The organism is Paenibacillus sp. PK4536 (genome assembly GCF_028594455.2).
GTDB lineage: Bacteria > Bacillota > Bacilli > Paenibacillales > Paenibacillaceae > Saccharibacillus > Saccharibacillus nuruki.
Map to the genome: position 1 here is coordinate 2251267 of NZ_CP126313.1, position 14566 is coordinate 2265832.

The 14566-nt window shown below is 37.4% G+C and carries 6 protein-coding genes; 5 read left to right on the forward strand and 1 reads right to left on the reverse strand.

Annotation, left to right across the window (positions count from 1 at the left end; translation table 11 throughout):
- Positions 1–26 precede the first annotated feature (26 nt).
- The 4 genes from PO903_RS10160 (at position 27) to PO903_RS10175 (ending at position 12031) form a co-directional block, all read left to right on the forward strand.
- Positions 27–1928: a motility associated factor glycosyltransferase family protein gene (locus PO903_RS10160; protein WP_273593338.1), complete on the forward strand. Its 1902-nt coding sequence runs from the start codon at positions 27–29 to the stop codon at positions 1926–1928.
- A gap of 39 nt (positions 1929–1967) precedes the next feature.
- A complete protein-coding gene (locus PO903_RS10165; protein ID WP_273593339.1) occupies positions 1968–7382 on the forward strand; it encodes an Ig-like domain-containing protein in 5415 nt (1804 codons plus the stop codon).
- Between the two features lie 187 nt (positions 7383–7569).
- Complete coding sequence (locus tag PO903_RS10170; RefSeq protein ID WP_069326694.1) at positions 7570–8487, forward strand: PD-(D/E)XK nuclease family protein; 918 nt, start codon at positions 7570–7572, stop codon at positions 8485–8487.
- Positions 8488–8515: 28 nt separating this feature from the next.
- The gene (locus tag PO903_RS10175; RefSeq protein ID WP_273593340.1) at positions 8516–12031 is read left to right on the forward strand and encodes a PAS domain S-box protein; all 3516 of its coding nucleotides are present in this window, start codon (positions 8516–8518) and stop codon (positions 12029–12031) included.
- Positions 12032–12115: 84 nt separating this feature from the next.
- Here PO903_RS10175 and infC read toward each other — a convergent pair whose 3' ends face one another.
- Positions 12116–12598, reverse strand: coding sequence for a translation initiation factor IF-3 (gene infC, locus PO903_RS10180; protein ID WP_069326863.1), 483 nt, complete (start codon positions 12596–12598; stop codon positions 12116–12118).
- Between the two features lie 137 nt (positions 12599–12735).
- Between infC and PO903_RS10185 the strand changes: the two genes are divergently transcribed.
- Positions 12736–14250 (forward strand): copper amine oxidase N-terminal domain-containing protein, encoded by a 1515-nt coding sequence (locus PO903_RS10185; protein WP_273593341.1) that lies wholly within the window; start codon positions 12736–12738, stop codon positions 14248–14250.
- Positions 14251–14566 lie beyond the last annotated feature (316 nt).

Genomic DNA, 14566 nt, shown 5'->3' on the forward strand with positions numbered 1-14566 from the left:
ACATTATGTTTAGAAAAGAGGGCACAATGACTTCTTTATCCGGTCTGTCATTTTTGAAAGCTAAATTTCCTCATACTGAAAAAGTGATCAGTATGGCTCCAAAAGAAAATTCTTTGGTAACACTGACTCCAGTTGCTCAAGAACAAGATCAATTATCTAATGTACATATTAAATATGGAGACAAACAGAGTTACTTGCATCAACAGCATCCAATCCATGAAATCAAAATCCTATTGGATTCATTAAAAAATGAAAAAATAGATCATATGCTTTTTTACGGTATTGGTTTGGGACATCATATTGATTATTTTCAACAACAATTTCCTAATGTACCTTATTCCGTCTATGAACCCAAACTTGAAATAGTGCACTACTTTTGTACAAACAGAAGCTTTGAATCACTCGATACACCCAAATGGCGAGACTTAGCTATAGAAACCTCAGCGAATAGTTCGAGCTATTTTTTACGCCAATTTATTGATAAAACACCGGGAACAATCTCTTTATGTATATTACCTAGTTATGAATATTTGTTTGAGCAAGAAATTTCACGCTTTAAGCAAGAATTTGAACAGGTACTTAAACATAAAAAAGGTAATCGAATTGTCAGTCATAAGTTTAGTCAGTTTTGGATACAAAATAGTTTGAATAATTTTAAAGAAATATGTCAGACCCCTAACATTTTTCAAAAGAAAAAAAGTTTTGAAAATAAACCTGTTGTTCTTGTATCCGCAGGTCCTTCGTTAGAAGAAGAGATTCCATATCTCAAACAAATTAAGCAAGATCAATCTGCCTATATCTTTACAGCAGGGTCTGCACTATCGACTTTAATCAGTCATGGTCTGTATCCAGATGCGGCTTGTAGTTATGATCCTCATCCTGAGAATGGTAAGGTTTTTTCTAAAGTAATAGATCAACAAATTGCTGAAATTCCTATTATTTTTGGATCGTGTATCGGTGGAGATATTCTAACTCATTATCATGGCACAAAGTTACACATGATTACGACTCAGGATACTGTAGGCTCTTATTTATTTCCGTCTCAACGTACAGGGTATCCGGTTATTCGAGATGCCTCTTCTATAGCAGTCGTTACATTACAATTACTTTGTTTATTGCAATGTGGACCTATTATTTTGGTAGGACAAAACTTCGCTTATCGTAATGGTTATCAGTACGCAGGTGGAATTGATTATATTAATCCTCAAAAAACGATAGATCCTAAACATTCTGAACATATCCCAGATGTATACGGAGGAACAGTAGCCACGAATCCTTCATTCAAGTCGATGAGAGATGAAATGTCTATCTATATTCGTATGTTCAAAAAACAAGATGTTATTAATACCACTAAAGGAGGGGCAGCAATTGCAGGTGCTCCTTTTAGAGAATTAAAAGAAGTCATTCAACAATTAGTACCTTATTCGATAGATGTAAATGCATTTAGAGCACCAGAACCTGTATACAATCAAGATCATATTCCGGCAGCTATTCAACAATTGGAACAAGAACATCAAAATATGAATCATGCTTTATTTGAGATTCAGCGTATTTTTCTAGAAATGAATCAATATATTCGTTCCAATCAACACCAATTGTTGATAGAAAGTTTCTCCAAATTTGATCATGCTTTTAATCAGTGGCATAACAATCTATTCTCCAAAATATTTGTGATTCCAATGTGCCGTGTTTCTTATGAAATCTTATATCAGCAGGTAGAAAATATGCGTAAGGAACAACAACTAATTCTTAAAGCAGAAGCCATTTTAAATCATTATGGAGCATTTTTTGAACAGGTTAAGCAGAAATATGCTCAGCTTATGCCACAGTATCAGGAAGTATTACCAAAAAATCAAACTTATCAAAACAAGAAAGATGAAAATGAAACAATATCCAACATATATCCACATAGATCATTAAATATATAGAAAAGTTATTTACTTAGTATACAAAAGGGGAGCAAGAACATGGGAAGATTAAAAAGAAAAGTTCAGAAAACAAAATGGGAAAAATCAACAAAAGTTATAGGTATCAGTCTTACACTTATTCAGATGACAAATATGTATTCACCTATGATTGCTCAAGCAAGTGCAGCGATAGAATCTACCACCGAATCCAATGCAGAATCAGATCCTAATGCTTCTGTTAATCATGATGTATATGGAGCGTCAGATTCTTCGAATTTTTCGCTTCAATCGATTCAAGCTAATAGTTACTCTGGTATTTCTCTGATTGATTATACTCCTCGCTACTCAGGATTAATGACATTAGAACCTGTACTTCAAATGGAGTTTTCAAAAAATATCAAATTAGGTCAAGGATCGATTCAAGTTTATCGTACAAATGATGATCAATTGGTTGAAAGTATCTTGATTTCTGGAAGTTATATGGAAGGTGCTACTTATTCTTTTGTGAATGAGCATACTATTCGGGTTACAACCCAGCAAGAACTGGCGGATAGTACAGACTATTATATCAAAGTAACGCCAGGCACTTTTGAAGACACAAATGGTAATGATTTTTCAGGAGTCATCAATCCATATGAATGGATGATACGTACACCAGACTTTACAGCACCCACAGCCAAAACTATTACAGATTACCGAGACAATAATACAGAGGCATCTAATCTACGTTTAGGTTTGCAATTTAATGAGCGGGTTCGATTAAAATACGGACAAATTCATGTGTACAGAGCTTCTGATAATGAGGAAGTAGGTCGGTTATCCTCCGTTGATGGTCAGTTATCTGGTTTTAATATTTCAGGATACTCGGTTCATAGCGGAACAGGTTTTGAATTTATGCTATTAGGGGCATATAATAGCGACTCTTATTATATCAATGTTGATTCAGGTCTGTTTGTCGATGAAGTGGGGAATCCATATGAAGGGATTCATGGTACATCCCAATGGAACTTTAGTATTGCAGAAAGGGACTGGCAATCGCCTTACCTAGTTAATTACTCTCCACAAGCGCAGATCGATACGTTAACGCCAAATATAAGTATGCAATTTAATGAACCAGTTCAATTTGGTCAAGGAACTATTGGTATTTATCGAAGTAATGATGATCAATTAGTTGAAGAATTTCAAGTGAATTCAGGTGTGACTTCCAATGCACAGCTAAGAATTAGTGGGGCGCTTGTTGAATTACCGTTACCCTCTAACTTAGAAGAGAATACGAACTATTATGTCAAAATGGATCCACAGTCTATTTATGATTTGTCGTGGAATCATTCATCAGGCTATGCCATATATCATCCAAAAGAAACATGGAACTTTACAACACCGGATATCCATCCTTTAGAAGCGAATCATTATGAATACCAAGATGGCCCTACAACACATATCGTGATGCACTTTAGTGAATTGGTTCAATTGAAGCCGGGACACATCACGATTCATAGACAATGGGATGGGACAACTATTGCGGATCTTTCCCAAACGAGCGGGTATATGCTTTCTGGGTATGGAGCGACAGCCACAATGAGTGGTATTTCTATCAATATTGCATTTGTAGATGGCGAAGAAAGCGAATCCTATTTCGTCATGATCGATTCTGGTGTATTTGTAGATATGATAGGTCAACCGTATAGTGGTATTCATAATGACACCGAATGGAATTTCAGTATTGCAGGAGAAGATGATCGACCTCCATATTTAACACAAGTAATACCTCAAACGGGTGAACTTATGAATACATTACAGCCTAGATTACACTTGGACTTTAATGAGCGTGTGCAATTTGGGAATGGAAGTATCTCTATCTACCGTAGTGATGACCATCAACTCGTTGAAAAAATTCAAGTTTTATCTGGATTCACTTCAACAGAAGAACATTTTTTGAGTGGCCTAGCGATGAGTTTTGAAATACCAGAAGCATTAAAAGAAAATACTGAGTACTATGTAAACATCGAAGAAGGAACCGTAGTCGATCGTTCCGGAAATAGATTTTCAGGATTGGTCAGTGACAATTGGTGGACATTCAAAACGCCAGACTTAACAGCACCGACAGCTAAAACTATTACAGATTACCGAGACAATAATACAGAGGCATCTAATCTACGTTTAGGTTTGCAATTTAGTGAACGGGTTCGATTGAAATACGGACAAATTCATGTGTACAGAGCTTCTGATAATGAGGAAGTAGGTCGGTTATCCTCCGTTGATGGTCAGTTATCTGGTTTTAATATTTCCGGATACTCGGTTCATAGCGGAACAGGTTTTGAATTTATGCTATTAGGGGCATATAATAGCGACTCTTATTATATCAATGTTGATTCAGGTCTGTTTGTCGATGAAGCAGGACATCCATATGAAGGGATTCATGGTACATCCCAATGGAACTTTAGTATTGCAGAAAGGGACTGGCAATCGCCTTACCTAGTCAACTACTCCCCACAAGCGCAGATCGATACGTTAACGCCAAATATAAGTATGCAATTTAATGAACCAGTTCAATTTGGTCAAGGAACTATTGGTATTTATCGAAGTAATGATGATCAATTAGTTGAAGAGTTTCAAGTGAATTCAGGTGTGACTTCCAATGCACAGCTAAGGATTAGTGGGGCGCTTGTTGAATTACCGTTACCCTCTAACTTAGAAGAGAATACGAACTATTATGTTAAAGTGGATCCACAGTCTATTTATGATTTGTCGTGGAATCATTCATCAGGCTATGCCATATATCATCCAAAAGAAACATGGAACTTTACAACACCAAATATTCATCCCTTAGAAGTGAAGCATTACGAATATCAAGAGGGTCCAACCACTCATCTCATGATGCACTTTAGTAAATCGGTTCAATTGAAGCCGGGACACATCACGATTCATAGACAATGGGATGGTACAACCATGGCTAATCTCTCCCAAACGAGCGGATATATGCTTTCTGGGTATGGAGCGACAGCTACAATGAGTGGTGGTGCCATCGATATAGCATTTGTAGATGGCGAAGAAAGCGAATCCTATTTCGTCATGATCGATTCCGGTGTATTTGTAGATATGATAGGTCAACCGTATAGTGGTATTCATAATGACACCGAATGGAATTTCAGTATTGCAGGAGAAGATGATCGACCTCCATATTTAACACGAATAATACCTCAAACGGGTGAACTTATGAATACATTACAGCCTAGATTATTGCTTGATTTTAATGAGCGTGTGCAATTTGGAAATGGAAGCATCTCTATCTACCGTAGTGATGACCATCAACTCGTTGAAAAAATTCAAGTTTTATCTGGATTCACTTCAACAGAAGAACATTTTTTGAGTGGCCTAGCGATGAGTTTTGAAATACCAGAAGCATTAGAAGAAAATACCGAGTACTATGTAAACATTGAAGAAGGAACCGTAGTCGATCGTTCCGGAAATAGATTTTCAGGGTTGGTCAGTGACAATTGGTGGACATTCAAAACGCCAGACTTAACAGCACCGACAGCTAAAACTATTACAGATTATCAGAATGGAACCAATGAGTTAGTCAATCCATCTCTTCGATTAGAATTTAACGAGCGGGTTCGTTTGAAATATGGACAAATTCATATTTATAGAGCTTCCGATAATGAGGAAGTGGGTAGACTGTCTTCAGTTGATGGTCAGTTATCTGGCTTTAATATTTCTGGGTACTCGGTCTATAGCGGTACAGGGTTTGAATTTAATTTGGCAGATGCACAGAGTGGTGAAGTGTATTATATTAATGTCGATTCAGGTATGTTTGTCGATGAAGTAGGACATCCATATGCAGGGATTTATGGAAATTCAGATTGGAATTTCAGTATTGCAGATCATGAAGCGCCTTATATGATACAAATAGATCCTAGAGTTGAAGTTGACCAGATTAATCCTTTATTAAGTGTACAGTTTAATGAACCTATAAAATTAGGCAATGGCAGTATTTCATTGTACCGAAGTAATGATGATCAATTAATCGAAAAAATACCCGTTCTTTCGGGATCTAAAGCTAATGATTTTTATTCGCATAGTGGAAATGCATTTAATTTTAATTTTGCTCAACATTTAGATGAATATACAAAATATTATGTACAAATCAATAAAGGTACTTTTGTCGATGTAGCAGGAAATGCATTTGAAGGTCTAGATGATAAGAATATTTGGAGCTTTATGTTTCATTCTCCGATATCAGCAGACTTAATTTCTAGCGGCTATGGATCGATCGCAGGATCCACAATTCGTAATTTGCCAAATAACCTGACAGTAGGTAAGTTCTTAGCTAATCTGAGGTATACCTTCAATGCAGAGGCACAGGTCCTAACAACTTCAGGAACCGTTTCAAATGAGGAAAGTATCATCACATCTGGGATGAAACTAAATATTTGGTCACCTTCTTCTGGAACAAAAAAATTATATTCACTAGAAGTAGAAAAATCGACTTCTAAGAAATCCGACTCAGATAAAAAAACAGGTAATAATCAACCAAGTACACCGGTTAGCTTTGCGCCTACAAATCCAGTATCATCAACACCTATGCCGACCGCAACAGGTGCTAGTGGAGGAGCACAACCACAAGGGACAACAAGTAATTCGTCTAATAATGGAACGTCATCTGTTCCAAGTACGACTAATCCATCGTCTGGAAATACTGCACCTGTGATTACATCGAGTCCAAATGTACTGGTTATCGTAGCACCTCTACAAGCTGTAGCAGACACAGTGAGCTTACAAGCGAATAGTCCGTCTACCAATGCACTTGTTTATTACTATGATAATAACTGGGATAAATGGATTGCTGTGCCGACAACACGTGAGAATAATAATCTGAAAGCCTCTGTTCCGCAAGGAGCATGGACTTCAGTGATTGCGAACTCGAATATGGCGCAACCTCAAGATACAATCAACAGTTGGGCGAATAAAGATATTTTGAAATTAATGAGTCTGGATATTGTACAAGGAGATGCAGCAGGTAGCTATAACCCACAACAAGCTGTGAATCGCTATGAAATGGCAGTTATGCTTGCCAAAGTGCTACGCTTGGATATTCCTACAGTATCTGTGGCTTCGGTAACTACGGATAATTCTGCAATGCCAGCATGGGCAGAACCTTATGTACAAGCAGTATCTGCACAAGGAATCATGATTGGCGATAACAACGGATTTAACGGAACACGTTCGATTACGCGCGAGCAATTAGCTACAATGATTGGTCGAATGTTACCAGAATCTACGACAACTACTTTATCGCCAGTAGATTATAAAGATGCTAAAAAAGTATCTGCATGGGCAACACAAGGTGTGCAAAAAGTGAATACACTTGGGCTCATGAGTGGTTATCCAGATCAGACATTCCGTCCGAATCAGGAAGTGACCCGCGAAGAAATGGCAGCTGTGCTCTCCAAATTAGTCGATATCCTTCCTTGATAGGATCTATGTATATCTTACACAAATCGGTAGTGCCTATAGGTGCTACCGATTTTTTTGTCATTAGAAAAACTCTATAATTCTTCTGATAAAATAACTAGAATAGCCTCGTTATTAGCTCAATATTTGTTATAATTTAAACTATGATGACAATCTATAGTTCAAAGTCATAGAAAGGCTGTCTGGCATGGCAAAATACCCGCAATGGTCTTATTCTCAATCTCGAGCAAATATGTTCGATGAATGTTTACGCAAATATTATTTTCACTACTATGCTGCTCATAATGGTTGGAGTGAAAAGCTGGGCTCAGAAGAACAAGTCCATGCTTATCGTTTAAAACAATTACGCAACTTCTATCTATTATTTGGTGATCTGGCCCATCGGATGTGTGAATCGGCACTTCGCCAATGGGAAGAATCACAAACGGCTCCAAGACAAGCATTTTTGTTAGAGCAAATGCGTAAATTATTGAATGAAGCATATATTCAATCTCAAGATGTAGAAGCTTGGTTGAATAATCCTAAATACCATACCATGCTTTCCGAAATATATTACGGTGACGATACATTGAATAGCCGAATAGCTACGATTAAGCAGCGGCAAGAAGAATGTATTCGGCATTTATACGATACGTTAACCTGGAAAGAAGTCACACGGTCGGATATGAAGATTTTAGAAATTGAAAAATGGGATACGATGATATTATTCGATACTAAAGTCTATGTGAAAATGGATTTATTGTATCGCAAACCGGATGGTACCGTAGTAATTGTCGATTGGAAAACAGGACGTGAAGACGATTTCTCAGATCAATTGTATCTGTATGCTTCGTATGTAAAAGAAAAGTACAATATGCCACTGGAGAAAATCCAGATTCGTGTTGAATATCTGGTAACAGGCGAATATAAAGAATATCGGATTACTTCGGAAGATATTATTAAAGTGGAACAAAGTATTGGTCGATATATTGAAGAAATGAAGTCTTGTTTGGATGATGATTATTACAATCGTCCCAAGCCAGAATCCTTTTTTACACCGATGCCTTCACAGCGAAAGTGTAAAGACTGCAATTTTCGTGAAATTTGCGAATTTAGGGCGGTATGAATAGTGATGATTAAAGGAGGATGGGTTTGTGTTTAATGCTTCTACCCCAGAAGAATCTGTACTAGCCCATATGTATGCCAATACCCCCGAAGGTATTGCGATATTTTCTGCGCAAGGGCAATGCGTACAAGCCAATCCTGCATTATGCCGAATATTAAAATACGAAGAGTCCGAATTACGGAATCTTTTAACAATATGGAATGTAGCTGATGAATGGCTAACAGATCAAGTAAAACATAGCACCACCATAGAAAAAGTAGAACGTCGTTGGATGAACGCTGACCATGTCCCTGTGTGGTTATCTATACATGTTTCTTATGTATTCTCAGATCAGGAACAGCAGTTACAATACATGATGATGTACATTACAGTCGTGCAAGATCGGGAAGCCGAAGATTTATATTCGATGATTGTACGTAATTCTTCCAGTATTGTTTCTGTGAGTGGAGCCGATGGCAATATTCAATATGTCTCGCCTTCAGTCAAAAAGATTTTGGGATATGAACCGTCTGAAATGGTTTCTCGAATGAGAATGGAATACTACCATGAAGAAGACGCACAAGAAATGTACCAACCTGGAAGTATGTATGCAGATGACAGAACATTTATAAGACGTGTCAAACATAAAGATGGTCATTATATGTGGTTAGAAATTTTTACACAATTAATGCGAAATGATCAGGGTGAAGTAGAGAAAGTACTGGCTATCGCTCAAGATGTCACCAAGCAAAAGTCGGAAGAAGATATTATTGCTCATGCGCATCGGATGGCTTTACTGGGTGCATGGAATTGGGATCTACAAGGAAATACGATTCACTTTTCGAAAGATATTCGCCGAATCTATGCCAAAAGTATAAAAGCGGTTGAAGATAATCTTGATTCGTATCTGGCAGTTGTACATCCCAAAGATGTGGAGCAGGTGAAGTATTGTATAGAAAAGGCTATTCATCAAAAAACAAGCGAAGAAATGCGTTACCGGATTCGGTTACCCGGCAATGTACAGAAAGTGATTCATGGATACTGGGAAGCGACGCTTGATAAAGAGACTCAGCAACCATTGCAGTTGATAGGACTGGCTCAAGATATTACCGAACATTACCTGATTAGCGAGCAATTGCGTGAAAGCGAACAGAAATACCGTATCATTACCGAGCATTCATTAGATATGATCTCCCGTCATGCTGATGATGAACACTCGACTTTTCTATATGTCTCTCCTGCATGTCGATTGATTCTTGGCTATGAAGCAGAAGAATTGATCGGAGGCCCGGGGTATAGTCATATTCACAAAGAAGATTTACCGTTATTTGTTCATTTTCTTAAAGGTGTACGAGAGCAAAAAAATGAAAAAGAAACGGTTGTTTTTCGTTGCCGTCACAAAAAAGGACATTATGTCTGGTTAGAAACGACAAGCCGGTATGTGTACAGCCCAGAGGGAGATGCCTATGGATATACAGCAGTCTCCAGAGATATTACCGAACGCAAACATTTAGAAATGGTTCTTCAAGATAATGAACATCGCTACCGTTCTTTATTTGAAAATAATCCTTCCGGTGTATGTGCAGTTGATCTCAAAGGGCATTTTATCTCGGTAAATAGTAGTCTGGAAGAAATTACAGGGTATTCTCGGTATCACTTAATCGGGCAACCGATATTGTCTTTATTTGAAGAAAGTAGTATTGAGCGTGTCATCCATCATGCTAAATTAGCAAGACAAGGAATCCCGCAGACGTATGAATTAAATGTATATCGTCAAGATGGTTCACTATTTCCTGCCAACATTACCAATGTACCGATTGTAGCTCATGGGGAAGTTATCGGATTATACGGAATTGTGACTGAAATTACAGAATTAAAGCAATATATTCATCAGATTGAACGCTTAAGTAATGAGCATTCTCTTATTTTAAATGCAGTATCGGAAGGTATTTTTAGTATCAATAGTGAAGGCGAAGGAATGTTTATTAACCACGCTGGTGCGATGATGCTAGGGCTGGATATTGAAGATCATTTATCCGATTCTACACGTACGAATCAAATTCGTAACTGGGGTATTCAAGATGATGATGTGTTAGGTGAAGAATCTTCTATTATTCAAGCAATCCGCCAAGGTAAACCCAATCAAGAAGAAGAAACAGTCTTTTGGAAAAAAGATGGGTCTAGCTTTCTGGCTGCTTATCAGGTGACGCCTGTTATAGATCATGGAGAACAACGGGGTGCAGTAATTGTATTCCGCGATATTACAGGGGAAAAAGAAATTATTCGAGCCAAAGAATCAGCAGAACGCGCAGATCGAGCGAAGTCTGAGTTTTTGTCTGTGATGAGTCATGAATTACGTACACCGATGAATGGCATCATAGGTATGAGTGGACTGCTTGCAGATACAGAATTGGATGAACAACAGCAAGGGTATCTGGATATTGTCTGCAACAGTAGCGAGACATTATTGCATTTGTTAAACGAAATTCTGGATTTCAGTAAAGTTGAAGCTGGGAAAATGACACTGAATACAGAGCCCTTTAATTTACGATCGATTTTGGATAATGTACAAGAATTATTTACATTTAAAGCACAAGATAAGCAGTTGGATTTGGTATTTGAGATGGATGAGTCGATACCACACTGGATGGTAGGAGATGCAGGTCGTATCCGACAAGTGCTTGTGAATCTGGTTGGAAATGCGATTAAATTTACAGAGGCAGGTTCAGTTACTGTACATGTTCGTCCATTAGAACGTGAAGAAGGACAGTCTGCAATTTGTGAAGAGTTATGGTTAGAATTCTCAGTTAAAGATACAGGAATCGGGATTCCCATTCATCAGCAATCCCAGTTATTTCAACCGTTCTCCCAATTGCATCCTGTGTTAAATCGGAAGTACGGAGGAACAGGCTTAGGATTATCTATTTGTAAAAAGCTAGTTGAGTTAATGGGTGGAAGTATCGATGTAACCAGTGACGAGAATAGGGGCGCTACATTCTACTTTGTATTGAAATTAGAAGTATCTGCTGAATTGAACGATCTTGCTGTTTTGCCTTTAGATATAGAATCACACTCTAACCCGATTCGATTATTAGAAGATGTACAGGTCACTTCCGAATATTATCCTATGCGTATTCTAGTAGCAGAAGATTATGTGGCGAATCAGAGAGTATTACTTGCCATGCTAAGTAAATATGGTTATGAAGCTGATCTGGTAACTGATGGACAACAAGCGGTACAGCAAGCCACAGAATCCCATTATGATCTTATTTTTATGGATGTGCAGATGCCGAATATGAACGGAATAGAAGCGACTCAGCACATTCATAATTATTATACAGCTCAAGACATGCCGATCATTATTGGAGTTACTGCTTTTGCAAGAAAAGAAGATCGGGAACGTTGCCTGACAGCAGGAATGAATGATTTTATCAGTAAGCCGGTTATCACTGCGGATCTACAAAGAGTCTTATCTCAATGGAGTCAGCATATTCATCATCGTGTAGATTCATTTGCTGCTCGTTCTCAATCTTCTTTACAGTTTGAGAAAGATCATCAAGAATAAAAATAGGCACACTCAAGCTAATAAAAAAGCGTAATCCTTCTATACATCAGGGGAATACGCTTTTTTGTTATTTCTTAAATCTGTTTATTCGTTTAAAGGATCAATTTGTACCATAGATTGCTTACCACTGACCTGAATCCCTGTTTTGGCTTTACCTGATGATTGAAGATCACGCAATAATTCTTCAATAATCGTTTTAGCTTTAGCCGATTCTTTACTACCTTGTGTTTTGACAACCAGTAATACAGCATTATGCGATTGTAGGATACGTTCAGCCTGATTCTTTTTCGTTTCATAATCGTGATCTTCGATATTAGCAGTTAAGCGAATTTCTTTGATTTTAACGGGTTTATCACTTTTTTTGGATTGTTGTTTATTTTGTTTAGCGGCACCTGCTGAGATCAATTGACAAGGAGGTGGGCTACTATAAAGAGAAGTACAGACAAGATCAACTTTTAGTTGTTTAGCCATTTGCAAAGCTTCAGCTGTAGGTACAATCCCCAGGTCTTCTCCATTGATTCCTGTTAATTGCACTTCAATTGCTTTAATTTTTTCATTTTTAATCACTTTTTTATCCTCCAAAACCATATTTATTCGTCCTACTTAGTATACAATAGCATCATTTGATGACGATATTGAGGTTTTACAAATATAACTTTAACTGGGATAATGAAAAAGAAATATATTATCGAAAGGGGAACATTATGAAAAATAGAAAATGGGTTATCATGCCGCTAGTACTGCTCCTTGTCCTGTTGTCAGGTTGTCAGGCTGTAGGTAATCTAGACATCAATAGTGCCATGGTTGGTGATCTTAATGTAAAATCGATCGAAACCAAACAATCGCTTGCAGTTCAATTAACACCTGTTTCAACAGCGTCGGCAGAAGAGCGCAAAATAGCAACCGTTTTGAACGGAATGCAATTGAACATCAATCATGCCAAACTTCAAGAAAACGGAAATGTTTCGGTTGAAGGTGGTATCGCTTACAGCGGAATGACATTACCTTTCCAAATGTTTATGGATACGAAAGGAGTCACGATTGCGTTGTCTGGTGCGCAAAAGCCATTATACATACCTCTAACTACAGAAGAACAAATGGCTTTTTTACCTGCTAGTCTAACAATGAAACAAATTGAAGATCAAGCGAAAGAGTTGATTACCAAATCAGCTAGCTTATTTTTCAAACATGCTCCTAACCCATCCAATGTCACTGTTGATTCTGTGACTCAAGAAGTGTATGGAGAGTTTGTAGATTTGACTCATTTGCATATTGAACTTACCGGTGAAGAATTTATCGGATTGGTTAAGCCTTTCTTAACAAGTATCTCTACGGATGAAGCGGGCTGGCGTGATCTGTTAGCTACGTTGTATGACTTTATCACGTATGCAGAATCACAAATGAGTGATGAAGAAAAAGATTCTGTATCTTACTTCACTTTGGATCAGACAAAAGCTGAATTTGTTAATGAATCGTATGCTGAGGTTCAATCGTTTTTGAAAGATGTATTGTCTGAATATGATAAATATTTGAAAGAAGTCTCTGCTGAGCCTGAATTCAAAACGATTTTCGGTACAAATACACGTCTTACATTAGATCTTTATTTTGATAAAGATATGCATACACGTAAGCAAATTGTAGACTTAACAGTCGCTTTGCCTAGTTCAGAGTATGTGCCTTACAGTATGTTTAATCTGCATACCGAAAATGAGAACTGGAATGTAGATGGAAATATTGTCGCTGATCCGATTGCAACACCTAATGGTGTTCTAGATGTCACTTCCAAAGATTTTACACCAGGTGCGTTATTGCGCAGCTTCGATACGACTTCACCTGTCTATTTGTTATTACATGATGTCGCAGGGATTGCTAACAAATCGATCTATATCGATAAAGATTCATCTTATTCTTCATACGATGTAGTGACTAAAGATCGTGTGTTACTAATGTCAGTTAAACAGTTAGCTGAAGAATTTGATGCTAAGTTCACATGGAACCCGACAACCAAAACAATCACACTGACTGATGATATTACTGGCGCTGTGACTACACTTCACTTGAATTCCAACAAAGCTGTAACTGATGGAACTACAAAAACAATGACACATAAAGTGGTCAAAATTAAAGGCGTTACTTATGTACCAGTACGTTCTGTCGCTGAGATTTTGGGAGCTAAAGTTACTTCTGAATCTTCTTATGTTGTTGTCGAACGTAAATAATAGTTGCTCAATAAATAGTTATCAGAAGAAGGATATTCTACTTATGTAGAATATCCTTTTTTGGTCTTCTTATATGAGTCAAAAGAATCAAATCCCTATTTTTTCCAAAAAAAGTATTGCAAAAGTGTTCGCACTGACTATAGAATAAAGCGTCAACATCTTAATAAGTTAATTAGTAAATAGTGGTTATTTGGTAGTAATATACAAACTACATAATATAATAATAGACGCCACAAGTACTATGTCTTATTTATTAGTTGTATTCTAAATGGGGTAAGAAAGGAGGAGTACAGACAAATTTGTATTCAATAACACT

Excerpts from the sequence above, each read along its gene's own strand:
- PO903_RS10160 (WP_273593338.1), top strand. The coding sequence starts at position 27 with ATGACTTCTTTATCCGGTCTGTCATTTTTGAAAGCTAAATTTCCTCAT.
- PO903_RS10170 (WP_069326694.1), top strand. The coding sequence starts at position 7,570 with ATGGCAAAATACCCGCAATGGTCTTATTCTCAATCTCGAGCAAATATG.
- PO903_RS10165 (WP_273593339.1), top strand. The coding sequence starts at position 1,968 with ATGGGAAGATTAAAAAGAAAAGTTCAGAAAACAAAATGGGAAAAATCA.
- PO903_RS10185 (WP_273593341.1), top strand. The coding sequence starts at position 12,736 with ATGAAAAATAGAAAATGGGTTATCATGCCGCTAGTACTGCTCCTTGTC.